Raw genomic sequence first — 17,172 nt, forward strand, 5'->3', positions numbered from 1 at the left:
GCTGGCAACGGCATCGGCCGCGGCGCCTGGCGTCGGCCGGTGTCAGGCGCGGGCGCCGTCGGTGAAGACGTCGCGCGTACGCTGCGGGGGCGCCGACACGCCGCTACGGTCCATGCCGGCGAGACGGGCGCCATCGGTGAAGGGATCGACCTGGCGGGCGCCGTCCGTGAAGGGGTCCGGCTTGCGCGCGGGGTCGGCCGAGGGACCGGTGCGATCCATGCCGGCGACGCGTGCGCCGTCGGTGAACGGGTCTGCCTGGCGGGCACCGTCGATGAACGCATCAAAGGCCTTGCGGGCGCCGTCGGTGAAGGGATCGACGCGCTGGTGCGCGCCGTCGACAAACGGATTGCGTTCGCGCGTGACGCGGTTGGGGCCGTCGGCATGGGCGAGGCCGGCAAGGAGAGCAGTGAGCATGCCGCTGGCGGCGATCAGGGTACGGGTCTTCATGATGTGGATTCCAGTCAATGCGCAGCAAGCGCGAATGGCGTCGGTGGCGTTGGCCGGCACGGAACGGCCCGGCGGCCTGTCGGCATGCATCGGTTGCAAACGCCCTGACACGGAGCGCCGACGGGGCGAAGTATGGTCAGCACCTGCCCCGAAAAAAACCCGCCGCGCAACAGAAGACCTTTGCATCCGCGGAAACAATGGCGCCATGCGCGCCTGCAGCCGCCCCGTCCTCGCGGCCCGGCCGCGCCTGCCCGGCGCACGCATGGAAGGACCGGGCGCCGCGGCGCGACCCTTGACTGCCGCGCAAGAATCATTTGCCCCTGACCGGGTTTTTCCGCGCGAAGCTTGTGCCGACAATGCCCTCATCGCAGCCGTGCCTGCCGCCTGCGCAGGGCCGCTGCCCACGTCACTCACTTGCCGGAGCCGACCATGCTCTTCACCCCTTACCGCCTTGGCGAGCTCGACTTGCCCAACCGCATCGTCATGCCCCCGATGACCCGCTCTCGCGCCGGCGCCGGCGATGTCGCCACGCCGCTGATGGCCGAGTACTACCGCCAGCGCGCGTCGGCGGGCCTGATCATTTCCGAAGGCACGCAGATCAGCCGGCAAGGCCAGGGCTATGCCTGGACCCCGGGCATCTACAACGCCGCGCAGGTGCAGGGGTGGCGCCAGGTCACCGACGCCGTGCACGCCGCCGGCGGGCGCATGTTCGCCCAGTTGTGGCACGTGGGGCGCGTCTCGCATACCTCGCTCCAACCGGGCCAGGGCGCGCCGGTGTCGTCGTCGGCGCTGGTGGCCGAAGGTGTAAAGGTGTTTATCGACCCCGAGGGCCGCGGGCCCGCGCAAGGCGCGGGCGAGATGATCCAGCACTCGGCGCCGCGCGCACTGAAGCTCGAAGAGATTCCGGGCATCGTCGCGGACTACGCCAATGCGGCGCGCCATGCGCTCGAAGCCGGCTTCGACGGGGTGGAGCTGCACGGCGCCAATGGCTACCTGATCAACCAGTTCATCGATTCGCAGGCCAACCTGCGCGGCGACGCCTATGGCGGCTCGCTGCACAACCGGCTGCGCTTCCTGCGCGAGGTGGCGCAGGCGGTGACCGACGTGGTCGGCCCCGGCCGGATCGGCGTGCGGCTTGCGCCGCTGACCACGCTGCAGGGCGCGGTCGACGACACGCCGCAGGCCACCTACCTGGCCGCGGCGCATGCGCTGGCGCAGATCGGCGTGGGGTATATCCATATCGCCGAGGCCGACTGGGAAGACGCACCCGCGATGCCGGCCGCGTTCAAGGAAGCGCTGCGCGCGATCTACCCCGGCACGCTGATCTACTCGGGCAACTACAACAAGGCCCGCGCGGAAGACGCGCTGGCCCGCGGCTGGGCGGACCTGATCGGCTTCGGGCGCAGCTTTATCGGCAACCCCGACCTGCCCTACCGCCTGCGCCACGACCTGCCGCTCAACCCGGGCATCCGCGCGAAATACTTCGGCGGCGGCGCGGCCGGGTACACCGACTACCCCGCACACCAGCCAGCGCACCACGCAACGCCCGCCGCGCAGCCGGCAAGCGCCTGAAACCCCGCCTTGTACCCACTGGCTGGCGCTAGCACGCCTGCCCGGAGAGAAGCTGTCATGTCATCCGCATTGCAAACCCTCGGCGCCGGCGGCTTCAGCATCGGCGTGGAGCTGCCGCTGGACAACGACTGGTCGCCCACGGGCGACAGCGCGCGCCGCCAGGCCGGCCGCCTGCCGGGCGAGCCCGACATGGCCCGCCATGGCGAACTGGCGCGCCTGGCCGACCGGCTGGGGTACCGCGCCCTGTGGGTGCGCGACGTGCCGCTGTACGACCCGCAGTTCGGTGACGCCGCGCAGGTGTTCGAGGCCTTCACCTACCTGGGCTACCTGGCCGGCATCACCGAACGCATCCTGCTCGGCACCGCGGCAGTGGTGCTGCCGCTGCGCGAGCCGCTGCTGACCCTCAAGTCCGCCAACACGGTCAACCAGTTAAGCGGCGGGCGCCTGCTGCTCGGCGTGGCCAGCGGCGACCGCCCGGTCGAGTATCCGGTGTTCGGCCGTGATTTTGCCCAGCGTGACGATAATTTCCGCGGACAGGTGGCGATCTTGCGCAATACCGGCGCCGCCGGCCTGCCGCCCGGCGTGCAGCTGCTGCCACGCACCGAACCGCCGCTGACGCTGCTTGTTGCCGGGCTGGCGCAGCAGACGCCGCAATGGGCCGGCGTCAACATGGACGGCTGGCTGGCCTACCCCGGTTCGCCCGCCGACCACGAACGCCGCAGCGCGCTATGGCGCAATGTCGCCGGCAACAAGCCCTACATCAGCTTTATCCACCTGGACCTGCTGGACGATCCTGACGCGCCGATGCAGCGCCACCGTTTCGGCGGCACGGTCGGCCGGCACGGGCTGATCGCCGAGCTGGAGGCGATGCGCGCAGCCGGCGTGCACCATATCGGCCTGCATTTCCGCCGCAGCCGGCGGCCCGTGGCCGAGGTGATGGAAGAGATCGCAGCCCATGTGCTGCCGCACTTCCACGAGCAGGCACTGGCTGCATGAAAACGACGCTGGACGAGTTGCTCACCTTCACCACGGTGGTCGACAGCGGCTCCATCACGGCCGCGGCCGAGCAGCTGCAGCAGACCGTCTCCGCGGTCAGCCGCGGCCTGACCCGGCTCGAGGAGAAGCTGGAAACCACGCTGCTGCGGCGGACCACGCGCCGCCTGGTGCTGACCGAGGAAGGCGAGGCCTTCCTGGCCCATGCGCGGCGCGTGCTCGACGCCATCGACACCGCCGAGGAGCAGATGGCGATCCGGCGACGCAAGCCCACCGGCAAGCTGCGCGTCAACGCTGCCACGCCGTTCATGCACCACGTGATCGTGCCGCTGGTGGAGGGCTTCCGCGAACGCTATCCGGAGATCGAGCTGGAGCTGCATACCAGCGACCAGATCATCGACCTGCTGGAGCAGCGCACCGACGTGGCAATCCGCATCGGCGCGCTGCGCGACTCCACGCTGCACGCGCGGCCGCTGTGCAGCAGCCGGCTGCGGCTTCTGGCCAGCCCGGCCTACCTGAAACGCCGCGGCGTACCGAAGACCATCGAAGAGCTCTCGTCCCACAGCCTGCTGGGCTTCGCGCAGCCCGATTCGCTGAACCACTGGCCGCTGCGGCATGCGCAGGGCGACAGCCTGCGCATCGCGCCTGATGTGCGCGCCTCCAGCGGGGAAACACTGCTGCGGCTGGCGCTGGCCGGCCAGGGCATCGTCTGCCTGGCCGACTACATGACGCACGCCGGGCGCGCCAGCGGCGACCTGGTGCAGGTGCTGATGGCCCATACCGTCGATGTCCGGCAACCGATCCACGCGGTCTACTACCGCAATACGCAAGTGTCGTCGCGCATCACATGCTTCCTGGACTATGTCGGCGCGCAACTGGCCGCGGACACCGACCAGGCTTGACCCCGCCGGACCAGGCATTTGACGCAGCTTCCGGGCCCGCGTCAAGCCATTCCTGACGGCGGTAACCAGTGGTTCAAGGCTTGTCCGAGCCAACTGTTCCCGGCGCACGATGCTGCCAGGCCGAAGCCTCAAGCAGCGCTTTGGCCTGCTGCAAGTCAGCGGTATCGAATCCTTCGGTGAATGCGCCATGAATCTCGGCCAGCCTGCGCATCCCCGCTTCTGTCTTGCCTGATCGTTGCCACAGCCGAGCCAGGCTGAGGGTCGCCCGCAGCTCCAGCCACCTGGAACTTTGATGGCGAGCCACCGCGATCGCCTTGTGAAAACACGCTTCGACGTCTTCCCCACTCACGGACGCCTGGTCCCGGACGCTCGCACAGTGAAGCATCAGCTCCCCCTTGAGCCGATGCAATTCGGCTTCGTAGTAGCGTTCTCCGGATCTGTCCGCCATGTCCATCGCCTCGTTCAGCACGCTGAGCCCGGTTTCGGCCTGCCCCACCTTTCCATAGGCCTGGGCCAACAGCGCCAGAAAGTGTGACCGGCCCCGCTCGGCCCCGGTGGCGTGATAGGCGGTCAGGCCGCCACGTATCCGCGCGATGCCATCCTCTGCGCTTTCCCGCTCGGCCAGCGCCCAACCCTGAACGATGGTTGCCCACCCCAGCCAGAACGGAAAGCCCTGCTCTGTCGAGAGCGTGATGGCGGCCTCGGCGCATTCCTGCGCAAGTTGCGGGTCACGCCGGAACTGGTGAAGCTCGGCCATGAAGACCAGGGCATGCGCCAGGCTAAAGGGGTGAGACACCTTCCGGGCGAGCGTCAGCGACTCCTGCCCTCGCCTGAAAGCCTGGTCGGGGTAGCCCAGGTACCACAGGGCATGGGCCGAAATCGCAAGCGCACGGACTTCGGGATGGACCCCGTGGAGAAGCGGATGCGCGTGCTGCGCCGCAGGGCTGTAGAGGGCGAGTGCCTGCCCCAGATGGGCATGGGCCGCGTTGAATTCGCCCATGAAAAACAACGTGGCACCGAGCGAGATATGCGCTTCCCCGACCAGTTCCTGGTCTTGTCCGTCCTCGGCCAGGCTGAGCAGCCGCTTACCCAGCTCATGGGCTTTCCCGTATTCCGCGCGCAAGGAAAAGTAGGTACGCAGTCCCAGCTGCGCCGGAAACAGTTGCGGTGTTTTGCCGACCTGCCCACACAGCGCCAGCGCACGGCTATACGCAGCCTCAACCTCCGACGAGGCATAACCCCTGGCAGCAATCAAGGCCCGACCGATGGCGAGCTGCAAAGTAAGTTCCTCGCGTGCGCGTTCGGGTGTGTCGGGCATTCGCTTGAGCAACTCCAGGGCCGCGCCGAGGTGGCGGATCGCTTCGCGATAGGCGGAATGATCGAGCGCCTGCTGCCCCGTCCAGCGAAGGTACTCCACAGCTTTCGGATTGTTGCCGCTAAGGCTGTAGTGGCGCGCCAGCTCACCGCAATAGTCCTTCAGCCGATTGTGGAAGAGTGCCTCGATGGCCTGGCCTATGCGTTCATGCAGCACGCTGCGCTGCTCCGTGAGTTGAGAGTTGCCGGCAACTTCCTGGGTGAGGGCATGCTTGAACGTGTATTCCATATCGGGGAATGCGGGCCGCTCGTAAATAAACTCGCCAGCCTCCAGGCGGGCCAGCAGGTGGCGCAACTGGTCATCAGACTGGGCGACGACCCGCTGGATCAGGCTCAGGGGAAACTCCTTGCCAATCACGGCAAGTGTCTGCAACAAGTCCTTCTCGGCCCGGGGCAGCCGATCTATGCGGGCAGCGAGTACGCCTTGCACCGTGGTCGGGATATGCAGCACGGTGGGGGTTTTGTCGATGCGGTAATGTCCGGGGTCGCCGAGCAGTGCCTTCTCCTCGGACAGGGTCTGCACCACCTCTTCCATGAAAAATGGGTTGCCCTCGGTCTTCTCCAGGATGAGGGTCTTGAGGGGCATCAGCGTGGGATCCTCCCCAAGCAAGGCAGCGAGCAATCCCTGGGACTCGGACTGGCCCAACGGATCCAGCCGAAGCTGGGTGTAGTAGCTCTTGTGGCCCCAGCCATGCTGGTATTCGGGCCGGTAATTCAGGAGGAGCAGAATCCTGGCGCTTGGCAGGCGGTCGATGAGGACATCAAGGAACGCCTCGGTTTCGCTGTCCAGCCATTGCAGGTCCTCGAACAAGAGTTCAAGCGGTTGATTCAGGCTTTCGCGCACAAGCAGCCGCGCGATCGCCTCGAACGTGCGTTGGCGACGGATCTGAGGGTCCATGTTCGGTAATGCTGAACCGGACTCGCTGATGCCTAACAAATGAAGCAGGTAAGGCAAGAGATCTTCCAGACTGCGCTCGAGCATCAGGACCCTACCGGCGACCTTTTCGCGGCTGCTTCGCTCATCATCCTGGGCGTTGATCAGGAAATAGCTCTTCACGAGTTCAATCAGCGGCAGATAGGCAAAGGACTTGCCGTGCGAGACCGAGAAGGTCTCCAGCACCAGGCAGCCTCGCTGCGAGACGCCCTTGAACTCGTGGAAAAGCCGGGACTTTCCCACTCCCGCCTCGCCGACTACCCCGACGATTTGCCCGTGCCCCCCCTTGGCCCGATCCAATGCCCTGTGCAATTGCTCCAGCTCGGCCTGGCGCCCGACAAACCGTGCCAAACCGCGATGCTGCGCCACTTGCAAGCGCGTGCGCAACGCGCCGAGGCGCAGCACCTCGTACACGGCGAGCGGCTCGGGGATGCCTTTCACCTGAGTGGCCCCCAGGGCCTTGAAGTCAAAGTAACCCTCGGTCAGCTTGCGTGTCGACTCACTCACGAGAATGGACGAAGGCGTGGCGATGCTTTCCATCCGCGCGGCGATATGGATCGTGTGCCCCACCGGATCGTAGTCCGTGCGCAGGTCGTCCTTGCGAATCGAGCGCACCACCACCTCTCCAGTGTGGATCCCCACCCGAATCTGGAGCGGTATGCCTTGCTCGAGACGGATCCGGTCGCTGTGGCGGCGCATGGCTTCCTGCATGCGCAGCGCCGCGTACAAGGCTCGCTGAGGATGATCTTCGTGGGCAATGGGAGCACCGAACATAGCGAGGATGCCATCACCCAGCGACTTGGCCACGTAGCCCTCGTAGTAATGCACGGCCTCCATCATCAGGGCCACGACGGGGTCGATCAGGCGGCGTGCTTCTTCCGGGTCCAGGTCGTGGATCAATGCCGTGGAGCCGGCCATGTCGGCGAACAGGGCCGTAATGGTCTTGCGTTCGCCTGCCGTCTCTTCCCTGGCCTCCATTGCCGCCTGCTCCGCCAGGATGCGCTCGGCCAGGTGGCGCGGGGTGTAGTGGATCGGGGCGGGCGGAGCGTTTTGAGTGCGCCCCTTCGACGCTTCAAGCGAGTCGCTCAGGAATGCGCCGCATTCGCTGCAAAACCTGGCTGCAGCGCTCGACTGGTGGCCACAGTTCGGGCAGAGCTGGACAAGCCTGGTCCCGCAGTCCTCACAGAACTTGGCGCCAGCGGGGTTCTCCGCTCCGCAGTTTGTGCAGCGCATAGCGCACCTATTGTTTCCTCAGCCCTCTCCTGAACGATTAGACGCCTTCCCTACTCCCGTATCAAGTTGGGTCCGCGGCTCGGGGCACTGGACTTCGCCATCGCCCATGGTACATCCAAGATTTCGATTTTTGGTTCTTTCGCATGAACCAGGGCGAGCGCATGATGCTTTCACCAAAAGAGATCCCCAAGGAGATCAAATATGAAACTCAAGCGCACCCTCTTGCTGTTGCTGGCCGCCACCGGGATGGCCGCTGCGGGCGTCGCCGCCGCGCACGGGTCTGGAGAAACGGTCAAACCGAACTTCACACACGCGATCCCGAACATCCCGGGCAAATCGCTCGTTGCCCTGGAAGTGCTTTATGCCCCTGGCGGCGCCTCGTTGCCACACCGCCATGCCAAGTCGGCGTTCATTTACGCCTATGTCGTTTCGGGCAGCATCGCCAGCAAGGTCAATGACGGGCCGGAACGCATCTACAAGGCGGGCCAAAGCTTCTACGAGGAGCCAGGGTCAAGTCACCCGGTCAGTCGCAACGCGAGCAAAACGCAACCGGCCAAGCTGCTGGCCGTTTTCGTCGTCGATTCTGACGATAAAGAACTTACCACCAACGAAAAGTAGGAGTCTGAAATGAGACTGGATTACACGAAAGCGTCCCCCGGCGGCGTAAAGGCCTTTGGCAGTGTCTACGGCTACATCATGCAGTCGGGCCTCGACGATGTACTGGTCGAGCTGGTCTATCTGCGCGTGAGCCAGATCAACGGATGCGCATATTGCCTCGATATGCACACGCGTGACCTGGTCAAGAAGGGCGTCAAGATCGAAAAGCTCGCACTGGTGCAGGCCTGGCATGAAGCCGGCAGCCTGTTCAGCGACCGTGAAAAGGCTGCCCTTGCATGGGCCGAGTCAGTGACTCGCGTTGCTGATACGCATGTTCCTGACGACGTGTTCCTGGCAGCCGAGGCAGTCTTCAGCGAAAAGGAACTGGCCGACCTGACCATGGCCATCAGCCTGATGAATGCGTTCAATCGCCTGGCGATCAGCTTCCGCCGCGCGCCGGAAGCGGCGCTCGCGCTCAAGGACTGATTGGCCACGCACGCACTGCGGGTAGCTTCCTGACCGGGGGCGTGCGGTTTTCTGCGGCGGCTTACGCGAAGGCGTGCTTTCCGCCTGGCAAAAACAAATCATCGTCGTAGTGGCACTTGCAACCCGGTGCGCCACTACGTCGAACTCCATACCAGGCGGCGCCGCGACGCAGATGCGACCGATGCGCAGCCCACCGCCGCCGGCTTTGCCGCGGCGATCCGCGCATGCGGTCCTATGACCCACACCACCCATCTGTTCAGGAGTTGAATATGAAACCGATCTTTTCCCTCGCCCCGACACACCCCGCAGCGGCTATCCCAGACTATACGGCCTTGTTGCGCTGGTCCCTGGTCGTGGTCTTCCTATGGTTCGGCGCGATGAAGTTCACCCTCTACGAAGCGCAGGGCATTGCACCGTTTATCGAACATAGCCCCTTCATGAGTTGGCTTCTCAGCGCATTCGGCGTGCGTGGCGCCAGCGGCGTCATTGGTGCGCTGGAACTCGCCACTGCCGTCACGCTGGCCACCGGTGCCTTCCACCGCGGGGCTTCCGTGCTCGGTGCGGCAATGTCGTGCGCGACCTACGCCATCACGCTCACGTTCTTTTTCACCACCCCTGGCGTCGCGGAGCCGACAGCTGGCGGATTTCCGGCAATTTCCGCACCAATCGGTCAATTCTTGCTGAAGGACCTGGTGCTGCTGGCGGCGTCCGCCGTGCTACTGCGCACGTCCCTGGCGCACTGGCAAGTCGCGCGTGGCGCATCTCGCCGACTGCTGACCGGCAGTGCGCACCAGCCGGCCAGTGCCTGACAGCGGCGGCGCGGGCTATGCCCCGACATAGCGCCGCACGCAGACCGTCCACCGACCCCGTTCGGGCGTTCCGTGACCGGAACATCCGATCGGGGTTCAGCAGTTGGGGCGATGCCTGCCAGCTCCCGGCGGGAAGGCAATACGGGGATTGCGTCCTCAATCGGGCTCAGGATCGTCCTTGAACTTCAGTTGCACATGTCGCCCTTCGCTGACGGTTCCATTCTTGGCGACGGCGAAGAGCAAATAGTCCCCGGCAATCGCAAGCCCTGGCAACGGCGGGGCCGTGACTTCCAGCTTGCCGCTGTTTTCCTTCGCGACCGGCAGCTTCACGTACCGGTTGCCCCAAGTCCAGTTGTGGGTGATCGGACCAGTACGAATCAGCGCAACCGATTCGACCTCGGCGCCGGAGACGTCCAGCTTGAACTTCTTGCCGTAGCGGATGCTGTTCGGGGATTTGTCGATGACCGGCTTCACACCCTTGAAGAAATAAGGTGGCTTGTAGAACTCGAGTACCGGGACGGCGGCATCCCGTTGTGCCTGGGTCTGGGGTGATCCTGGTATCAGGTTGACCCTGTTGCCTCCCATCACCCATACGCCACCATTGGGCATCAGTAGCGCAGTGGAATGGTCATGCCGGGGCACCGGCGAAGTGACCACGTCGGTCCTGCTGCCGTCGGCCGGATTGAACAGCTGATAGGCAAGGCTGTTCACGTTTCCATCGGCACCACCGACGACCAGCAGTTTCCCATCTGGCAGCGCGACCACATTGTTCTGCGTGGCCGGCAGGATGAGATTGCTGAGGGGCTTCCATTTTGGTGTCGGACTGGAGAAATTGATCGTTTCCGCAACCGCTGAAGCGGGTGTATTGCCGCCATCCGATCCGCCGAACAGGAACAGATCCTGCGACCAGGTGCCATTCGCGTTGATCGTCACCATCATGACGCCAGCGCCACTGTCATGGGCATTCTGGGCCGTATCCACATAGGTCCAATGGTTCTCTGCGGGCGTGGCGATCAGGGGGTCGGCGAGCGCGCCCTGGACATCGAGCAGGTAGGTCCTTCCGCTGTAGAAGAAGGGATCGTAGCCTCGAATATTCAACCCTCCAGGTTGTCCAGGCAGCGGTGGTACGACTTCGGAGGAGACGGCGACCTTCCAGTCTTTCTCGCCTGGTCCGGTCTGGACCACAAAAGCGCGGGGATACATCGGCAGCAGCTTCTTTGCATTTTCCAGCGCAACCGTCGTATCGGTCTTCGGATCGTACACTTCCGGCACGGCCTGCCGTACCTTGGTGGCGCTCGCATTGGCCGGCCCTACGCTGGTGTCCTGATCAGAGCCAGACAGGACCAGAATTCGCCCATCGGGCAGCGTCACGGCGCTCGGATACCAGCGTTGATACTTCAGGTCCGAGGAATGCGCTGGATCGGTATTGTTCTCATTCAGCGGATCGCAATGTGACAAGACTCCGGTCGGGTCCATTTCAAAGCCGGATCTGACGCATGGTATCGGTCTGCTTACCCATTGCTCGGTCTTGGGGTCGAATATGTTGACCTTCCTTCCGCCATTGTTGCCGCCCTTGTCATGTAGCCCGACTACGTAGATACGGCCATCAGTCCCGGACACGTGGCCATTACAGAACAGGTTATATCCCAGTCCCCTGGAGAAACCGGCATCCGAGAAGAACGGGTCGGTATAGCTAATGTCCGCGCTGGTCAGATCGGCGATAGCCGTCTTGGTGAATGTGCCGGTATTGATCAGGGACTGCAGTCCACAGACATCGACGATCTGGGCGTTTTCCCGTTCGAGGTCAGGGCTGTAGCGTGACCAGCCGCTTTCGTCGAGTTGGCCAAGTGAGAATCCGCCCTGTACCAGATCAATATATTTCTGGTTGAACCCAGGGAATCCACCGCCCTGCACCGGCGGATTGAGATAGTGCGTTGGCTTGTACTCCGATGGCCGCATCCAGATCAGCATCTTCGGACATTCTGCATACTTCTTGTTCCATATCAGCGAGGCATGGATGAAGTCCTTGTGGATCGGAATCAAGCCGCTGTTTTGTCCGCACACCGCCGCACCGGCGGCTGGACATTCAACTGCCGCCAAAGCGGGACCGGCGGATGCCGCAATCAGCAGAAAAGAACAAATTCCTGTCAACGCCAGCGACAGGGCTCGGTGAAAATTATCCATACGACCTCCTTTGAGGCCATCAACGCGAGAACAGGGGTTGGTGGTTTGTCGCATATCGTTTGTCTCGTTTGTCCTCCTTTCCGTCCATTCAGGTGGCGTCTCGACTGACTGGCACTTGTAGCCAGAACGGTGCCATGACCGCTATCTCGTTGATTCTTTTCGGAGATGTCGCCGTGAGAGAACGGCCGGAAAGCGCAAAGCGGAAAATCGGTTTCAGAGTTGAGACGGGCTGGTTGGGGGGACCGGCCTGATGGGAAGTGTTCCGGTCGCCAACGCGCCAGCCGGCCTGCGCCTGACAGCCGCAGCGCGGCCTATGCCCCGGCGTAACGCCGCGCCGCGCGCAGACTGTCGACCGACCACGCCCCAGCGCCGCGCGCGGCGAGCAGCAGCACCACGACAAGCAGCACCAGCGGATACTCCATTCCGCGATCGATCCACGCGAAATGCTGACGATGGATGTAGCAGATAACCGCCATCTGCACCGTCATCAACGCGGCCACGGGTCGCGTCAGCACCCCCGCTACCAGCATGGCGCCGCCAATCGTTTCCAACAGCGCCACCGCCAGCGCAATCTGCGGCGCCATCGGCAGGTGCAGCACGTTGGCGATCAGGTTGGTGGCGCCGGCCATCGGGTTGGCCATCGAGCCATGGCTGGTGCCGAGCAGCTTGGGCAGGCCGTGCGTCATCATGACGAGGCCGAACACGGCGCGCAGCAGCGCATAGGCCAGCGGTTCCAGGCGGGTCAGGCGCAGCGACAGCGATGTCGGCAGCGTCGCGGCAGTCCGCGGTTCAGGCGAGAGCTGGGTCATTTGGTTGCTCCAGGATTTCGAAAGATTGCAGCGACGCTTCAGGCCTGGCGCGGCTGTAGCGGCAGCGTGCGCAGCCGCTCGCCGGTGAGCGCGAACACGGCGTTGGCCACCGCCGCGGCAATGGGCGGCGTGCCGGGCTCGCCGACGCCGCCGGGCGCATCGGTGCCGGGCACGATATGCACGTCGATGCGCGGCATCTCCGGCATGCGCAGCACCGGGTAGTCGTGGAAATTGGAAGGCAGCGCAGCGCCGTCCTTCAGCGCAAGGTTGCCATATAGCGCCGCGCTCAGCCCGTAGACGATGGCGCCTTCCATCTGCGCGCGGATGTTGTCGGGATTGACGGCGATACCGCAGTCGATCGCGCACACCACGCGATGCACACGCAACGCGCCCTTGCTGACCGAAACTTCCACCGCCTGCGCGCAGAAGCTGCCGAACGATGCATGCACCGCCAGGCCATAGCCGCGGCCGCGCGCAGGCCTGCGTTGCCAGCCGAACTTGTCGGCCGCAAGCTCCAGCACGCGCAGGTGGCGCGGCTCGTCCTTCAGCAGCAGGCGGCGATAGGCCAGCGGATCCTTGCGCGCGGCGCGCGCCAGTTCGTCGACCATGCCCTCCATCACGAAACCGCTGTGGCTGTGGCCAACCGAGCGCCAGTACCAGACCGGGACGCTGGTGCGCGGCGAGTGCGCCTCGACGCGATGCGCGGGGCAGCGCGTCACATACGGAGAATCGGCTACACCCTCGACCGAGGTCTTGTGCACGCCCGGCGTATCCGGGTGGATCGATTGCCCGGCGATGCCATGGCGCCATGCCACCGGCAGTCCGGCCCGGTCCAGCCCCACCCGCACCCGGTGCACGAAGGCGGAGCGATAGTAGCCGCCGCGCATGTCATCCTCGCGCGACCAAACCGTCTTGACCGGAGCGCCCGCTGCCTTGGCCACGTGCACGGCCTCGCCGATAAAGTCCTGCACCGCCCGGCGCCCGAAACCGCCGCCGAGGAAGGTGGTATAGATGCGCACCTGCTCCGGCCTGAGCCCGGACACCTGCGCCGCGGTGCGCTGCGCCAGCGTCTGCATCTGCGTGCCGACCCAGACGTCGCAGCCCTCGGCACCCAGGCGCACCGTGCAATTGAGCGGCTCCATCGCCGCGTGCGCCAGGTAGGGCACGCGGTACTCACGCTCCACCACCTGCGCCGCGCCCCGCATGGCCACGGCCACGTCGCCGGCCTCCGCTGCCACCGGACCGGGCGCGCCCGCCAGCCGCGCGAATTCCTGCAACAGCCGGTCGCTGTCGGGTGCTGCGCCCGCGGCCGGCTCCCATTCGATCTTCAGCGCATCGCGACCCTGCCTGGCCGCCCAGTAGTGATCGGCGACCACCGCGACACCGCTTGGCACCTGCACCACCTGGCGCACGCCTCGCACCGCGCGCGCCGCCCCGTCGTCGACGCTGCGCACCCGCGCGCCAAACGTCGGCGCACGCGCCACCACGGCGGTCAGCAGCCCATCGAACTGCACGTCGATGCCGAATTGCGCGCGGCCAGTGAGCTTGGGCAGGTTGTCGAGGCGCCGTGCGCCCTTGCCGATCCACTTCCATTCGCCCGGCGCCTTCAGCGCGAGCGATGCGGCATCTGGCACCGCCAGCCGCCCGGCATCGTCGGCCAGCTCGCCATAGCGGATGCGCTGCGTGCCGTTGACGACCGCGCCAGTGTCGGTGCGCAGGCTCGCCGCCGGCACGTTGAGGCGCTGCGCCGCGGCCTGCAGCAGCATCGCCCGCGCCGCCGCGCCGGCTTGCCGGTAGCGCGTGAATTCAGTGCGAATGCTGGAGGAGCCGACCGTCGCCTGCATGCCGCCGATAGCGCTGTTGCCATAGGTCGGCGCCGCCGGTGCATGTTCAACGTGGATCCGCGACCAGTCCGCATCGAGCTCCTCGGCGATCAGCAGGGGCAGCGTGGTCCACACGCCCTGCCCCATTTCCGAATGGGCCAGCAGTACCGTGATGCTGTCGTCGGCACCGATGCGCAGGAAGGCATTGGGCGCAAACGTGGTGGTTGACACTGCAGCCTCGACGCCAGGCTGGCGACGCGCCACCGGCACGGTGAAGCCAATCACCAGGCCGCCGCCGAGCACGGCACCGGCCGCGAGGAACTTGCGCCGCGAGGGGTTGGAAAGTGCCTGCACGATCGCTCTCCCTCAGTGCCCGGCCAGCTCGGCGGCGCGATGCACGGCCGCGCGGATGCGCTGGTAGGTGCCGCAGCGGCAGATATTGCCAGCCATGGCCTCGTCAATCTGCGCGTCGGTGGGCGTGCGGGTCTGCTTCAACAGTGCCGCCGCCGACATCATCTGGCCGGACTGGCAGTAACCGCACTGAATCACATCCAACTCGGCCCAGGCCCTCTGCACCGGGTGGCTGCCATCCGGCGACAAACCCTCGATGGTGGTGATCGACTTGCCGGCCGCCGCCGACACCGGTAACACGCAGCTACGCTGCGGCGCGCCGTCCACATGCACGGTGCAGGCGCCGCATTGCGCCATGCCGCACCCGAACTTTGTGCCGGTAAGGCCCGCCAGGTCGCGCAACATCCACAGCAGCGGCATATTGGGATCGGCGTCGACGTCGTGATCCGTTCCGTTGATATTCAGCCTCATCGTCGGCTCCTTGAAATGGTCCGGGGCCGGCGCGGGCAAAGGGCCGCACGCCTTGAACCTGTGGGCGATTCTGCCCACGGCGGCAGGTCTCTACAATCCGCCGCGGATTGGCAGGACTATTCAGGGAAATCCAACAATGCGTCGCTGGGGCTGTTCGACTACCCAGTTCAAAGGGTCGCAGCCGGCGCTGCGGGTGCGCTCGTCTTCCCCTCTGTTCAAAGGGGGAGTTGGTGAACCCGGCCAGTCGCGCGAATTAGCCGGGCATCGATTTTGCTGGTCTATATTCCAATGGTGATTTTTTAATCGTCAGACAGTGTTCCCGCGTCGGGATCCGTGTGACGAGTATGTATCCGGTCACCGCTGGAGAGGCAACATGAGCGTCGTTCCTGAGCCGAGGGTCGCGGGCAGCACTTCGGCCCGAAGGAAAGCCCAAAGGAAAAATACTGGCGCCTCCCACCGGCACGTGTGGACCCGATACTGGGCCATTGCAAAACCTTATTGGTTCTCAAAGGAAAAATGGAAGGCCTCGGGCTTGCTGCTCCTGTTGGTCCTGCTGCTGCTGGGCCAAACCCAAACCGAAGTCCTGTTCATCGAGCAAACCGGCGAATTTACCTCGGCCCTGGCGGCACAAGACGCCGATCGCTTCTGGGCCTCGATCAGAAAATGTCTCTACATCCTGATCGTCGCCGTTCCCACCTACAGCTTTTACCATTTCGTGAGAAATAAACTGGGCCTTTTCTGGAGGCGCTGGTTGACCGATCACTATCTGGACGGATATTTCAAGGCCAGGACTTATTACAAACTCAATGCCAATGCCGCGATCGACAATCCGGATCAGCGGATCACCGAGGATATCAATACCTTCACGCGGCAATCCCTGTTTTTTCTTTCTATTGGCGTCGGCGCACTGCTGCAAATCATTGCATTCAGCGCAGTCTTGTGGTCGATCTCCAGGGAGCTGGTCTACTTTCTTGTTATCTATGCCATCGCCGGCACATTCGTAACCGTCTTTTTTTTCGGCCGCGTCATGATTGGCCTGAATTTCTATCAGTTAAAGCGGGAGGCGGATTTCCGGTTCAGCCTGATCCGGGTTCGTGAGAACGCCGAGTCCATTGCGTTCTATCGGGGTGAAGCGCTGGAGTCGTCCCATGTGCGGGGCCGTTTCGAACATGCCTTCCAGAACTTCAACAGACTCATTAACTGGCAGCTCAATCTGAGCCTGTTCCAGTATGCCTATAACTTCCTCACCATCGTACTGCCCAGTGCCATCGTCGCTTCACGCGTGCTTTCCGGCGAGCTCGAAGTCGGTCGCGCTATCCAGGCTGCTGCTGCATTTGCCGCCGTACTGAACGCATTGACCGTGGTCGTTGACAATTTTGAGGACCTGAGTCGATTCGTGGCGGGACTGGATCGACTGGACACATTCTCCGGCGCCTTGAACGGGATGGCAGCAGCCTCCCCCAGGCCAGCGGACAGGATCGAATCCGTCCTGGACTCCCGCCTGGCGCTGGAACATGTCACCTTGCAGACACCGAACCAGGAGCGAACGCTGGTCAACGACCTGACATTGTCGATCAACCCGGGAGAGGGACTTCTCATTGTCGGTGCCAGCGGCGGAGGAAAGAGTTCTCTGATGCGCGCGATCGCCGGATTGTGGAACAACGGCACGGGATGCATCGTGCGGCCAAGTCCGCAGGAAATGCTGTTCCTGCCGCAGCACCCTTACATGGTGGTGGGCAGCCTGCGCAGCCAGTTGCTATACCCGAACCACATCGGCCAGAAGGTACCTGACGAGGAACTTCTGCAGCTGTTGGAGATGATCAATCTGAAGGATATCGTTGGCCGGTTTGGCGGGCTGGACACGGAAGTGGACTGGGGCAAAGTGTTATCCCTCGGCGAGCAACAGCGACTCACGATCGGACGCGTATTACTCGCCAAACCGCGCTACGTGATGCTCGACGAGGCCACCAGCGCGCTGGACAGTGGCAATGAGGAAAGCATGTATATGCTGCTGGCCGACATGCAGGCGACGCTGGTCAGTGTCAGTCATCGGCCCACACTCCTGAGATTTCACCACCAGGTGCTGGAACTGCCCGGGAACGGGAATTGGTGGCTGCACCCGACCCGGGATTATCGCTTTGGGTGGTAGAGGTTCGCCAGGCCCGGAATCTCACGCTGACGACCTGC

The 17,172-nt window shown here is 64.3% G+C and carries 13 protein-coding genes; 7 read left to right on the forward strand and 6 right to left on the reverse strand.

Going from position 1 to position 17,172, the window contains the following annotated elements; translation table 11 throughout:
- Positions 1-42: 42 nt before the first annotated feature.
- The gene (locus ABNX08_RS12740) at positions 43-447 is read right to left on the reverse strand and encodes a hypothetical protein (RefSeq protein ID WP_022535614.1); all 405 of its coding nucleotides are present in this window, start codon (positions 445-447) and stop codon (positions 43-45) included.
- A gap of 429 nt (positions 448-876) precedes the next feature.
- On the opposite strand from ABNX08_RS12740, the gene ABNX08_RS12745 reads away from it, so the two are divergent.
- Genes ABNX08_RS12745 through ABNX08_RS12755 form a run of 3 tightly spaced genes read left to right on the forward strand, consistent with a single transcriptional unit; the run spans position 877 to position 3,914 of the window.
- Positions 877-2,019: an alkene reductase gene (locus ABNX08_RS12745; RefSeq protein ID WP_022535615.1), complete on the forward strand. Its 1,143-nt coding sequence runs from the start codon at positions 877-879 to the stop codon at positions 2,017-2,019.
- Between the two features lie 57 nt (positions 2,020-2,076).
- Positions 2,077-3,015, forward strand: coding sequence for a TIGR03571 family LLM class oxidoreductase (locus tag ABNX08_RS12750; protein ID WP_022535616.1), 939 nt, complete (start codon positions 2,077-2,079; stop codon positions 3,013-3,015).
- The gene (locus ABNX08_RS12755) at positions 3,012-3,914 is read left to right on the forward strand and encodes a LysR substrate-binding domain-containing protein (RefSeq protein ID WP_022535617.1); all 903 of its coding nucleotides are present in this window, start codon (positions 3,012-3,014) and stop codon (positions 3,912-3,914) included. The genes ABNX08_RS12750 and ABNX08_RS12755 overlap by 4 nt, the downstream gene beginning before the upstream one ends.
- A gap of 73 nt (positions 3,915-3,987) precedes the next feature.
- Here the strand turns inward: ABNX08_RS12755 and ABNX08_RS12760 are convergent, their stop codons facing one another.
- Entirely contained in the window at positions 3,988-7,455 is a 3,468-nt protein-coding gene (locus ABNX08_RS12760) for an adenylate/guanylate cyclase domain-containing protein (protein ID WP_349609233.1), read from the reverse strand.
- A gap of 201 nt (positions 7,456-7,656) precedes the next feature.
- On the opposite strand from ABNX08_RS12760, the gene ABNX08_RS12765 reads away from it, so the two are divergent.
- The 3 genes from ABNX08_RS12765 to ABNX08_RS12775 all read left to right on the forward strand — a co-directional run bounded on the left by ABNX08_RS12765 (position 7,657) and on the right by ABNX08_RS12775 (position 9,347).
- Positions 7,657-8,073, forward strand: coding sequence for a cupin domain-containing protein (locus ABNX08_RS12765; RefSeq protein ID WP_022535619.1), 417 nt, complete (start codon positions 7,657-7,659; stop codon positions 8,071-8,073).
- A 9-nt stretch (positions 8,074-8,082) separates the two neighbouring features.
- Positions 8,083-8,538 (forward strand): carboxymuconolactone decarboxylase family protein, encoded by a 456-nt coding sequence (locus ABNX08_RS12770; protein WP_022535620.1) that lies wholly within the window; start codon positions 8,083-8,085, stop codon positions 8,536-8,538.
- Positions 8,539-8,807: 269 nt separating this feature from the next.
- Complete coding sequence (locus ABNX08_RS12775; protein ID WP_022535621.1) at positions 8,808-9,347, forward strand: YkgB family protein; 540 nt, start codon at positions 8,808-8,810, stop codon at positions 9,345-9,347.
- Positions 9,348-9,503: 156 nt separating this feature from the next.
- Here ABNX08_RS12775 and ABNX08_RS12780 read toward each other — a convergent pair whose 3' ends face one another.
- The 4 genes from ABNX08_RS12780 to ABNX08_RS12795 form a co-directional block, all read right to left on the reverse strand.
- Positions 9,504-11,531 carry a galactose oxidase-like domain-containing protein gene (locus tag ABNX08_RS12780; RefSeq protein ID WP_349609230.1) on the reverse strand — a complete coding sequence of 676 codons (2,028 nt, stop codon included), beginning with the start codon at positions 11,529-11,531 and terminating at the stop codon, positions 9,504-9,506.
- A gap of 311 nt (positions 11,532-11,842) precedes the next feature.
- Positions 11,843-12,340 (reverse strand): DoxX family protein, encoded by a 498-nt coding sequence (locus ABNX08_RS12785; RefSeq protein WP_022535623.1) that lies wholly within the window; start codon positions 12,338-12,340, stop codon positions 11,843-11,845.
- A gap of 38 nt (positions 12,341-12,378) precedes the next feature.
- The gene (locus ABNX08_RS12790) at positions 12,379-14,517 is read right to left on the reverse strand and encodes a xanthine dehydrogenase family protein molybdopterin-binding subunit (protein ID WP_022535624.1); all 2,139 of its coding nucleotides are present in this window, start codon (positions 14,515-14,517) and stop codon (positions 12,379-12,381) included.
- A gap of 12 nt (positions 14,518-14,529) precedes the next feature.
- Positions 14,530-14,985 carry a (2Fe-2S)-binding protein gene (locus ABNX08_RS12795; RefSeq protein ID WP_022535625.1) on the reverse strand — a complete coding sequence of 152 codons (456 nt, stop codon included), beginning with the start codon at positions 14,983-14,985 and terminating at the stop codon, positions 14,530-14,532.
- 373 nt (positions 14,986-15,358) lie between these two features.
- Between ABNX08_RS12795 and ABNX08_RS12800 the strand changes: the two genes are divergently transcribed.
- Positions 15,359-17,134 (forward strand): ABC transporter ATP-binding protein/permease, encoded by a 1,776-nt coding sequence (locus ABNX08_RS12800; RefSeq protein WP_022535626.1) that lies wholly within the window; start codon positions 15,359-15,361, stop codon positions 17,132-17,134.
- Positions 17,135-17,172: the final 38 nt, after the last annotated feature.

Origin of the sequence: Cupriavidus sp. DF5525 (assembly GCF_040149425.2) — a bacterium.
GTDB lineage: Bacteria > Pseudomonadota > Gammaproteobacteria > Burkholderiales > Burkholderiaceae > Cupriavidus > Cupriavidus pickettii_A.

What these genes read in the sequence shown, in the direction of transcription:
- ABNX08_RS12795 (WP_022535625.1), bottom strand. Translation starts at nt 14,985, where the DNA reads ATGAGGCTGAATATCAACGGAACGGATCACGACGTCGACGCCGATCCC.
- ABNX08_RS12740 (WP_022535614.1), bottom strand. Translation starts at nt 447, where the DNA reads ATGAAGACCCGTACCCTGATCGCCGCCAGCGGCATGCTCACTGCTCTC.
- ABNX08_RS12750 (WP_022535616.1), top strand. Translation starts at nt 2,077, where the DNA reads ATGTCATCCGCATTGCAAACCCTCGGCGCCGGCGGCTTCAGCATCGGC.
- ABNX08_RS12780 (WP_349609230.1), bottom strand. Translation starts at nt 11,531, where the DNA reads ATGGATAATTTTCACCGAGCCCTGTCGCTGGCGTTGACAGGAATTTGT.
- ABNX08_RS12760 (WP_349609233.1), bottom strand. Translation starts at nt 7,455, where the DNA reads ATGCGCTGCACAAACTGCGGAGCGGAGAACCCCGCTGGCGCCAAGTTC.
- ABNX08_RS12765 (WP_022535619.1), top strand. Translation starts at nt 7,657, where the DNA reads ATGAAACTCAAGCGCACCCTCTTGCTGTTGCTGGCCGCCACCGGGATG.
- ABNX08_RS12785 (WP_022535623.1), bottom strand. Translation starts at nt 12,340, where the DNA reads ATGACCCAGCTCTCGCCTGAACCGCGGACTGCCGCGACGCTGCCGACA.
- ABNX08_RS12800 (WP_022535626.1), top strand. Translation starts at nt 15,359, where the DNA reads ATGAGCGTCGTTCCTGAGCCGAGGGTCGCGGGCAGCACTTCGGCCCGA.
- ABNX08_RS12755 (WP_022535617.1), top strand. Translation starts at nt 3,012, where the DNA reads ATGAAAACGACGCTGGACGAGTTGCTCACCTTCACCACGGTGGTCGAC.
- ABNX08_RS12770 (WP_022535620.1), top strand. Translation starts at nt 8,083, where the DNA reads ATGAGACTGGATTACACGAAAGCGTCCCCCGGCGGCGTAAAGGCCTTT.
- ABNX08_RS12775 (WP_022535621.1), top strand. Translation starts at nt 8,808, where the DNA reads ATGAAACCGATCTTTTCCCTCGCCCCGACACACCCCGCAGCGGCTATC.
- ABNX08_RS12745 (WP_022535615.1), top strand. Translation starts at nt 877, where the DNA reads ATGCTCTTCACCCCTTACCGCCTTGGCGAGCTCGACTTGCCCAACCGC.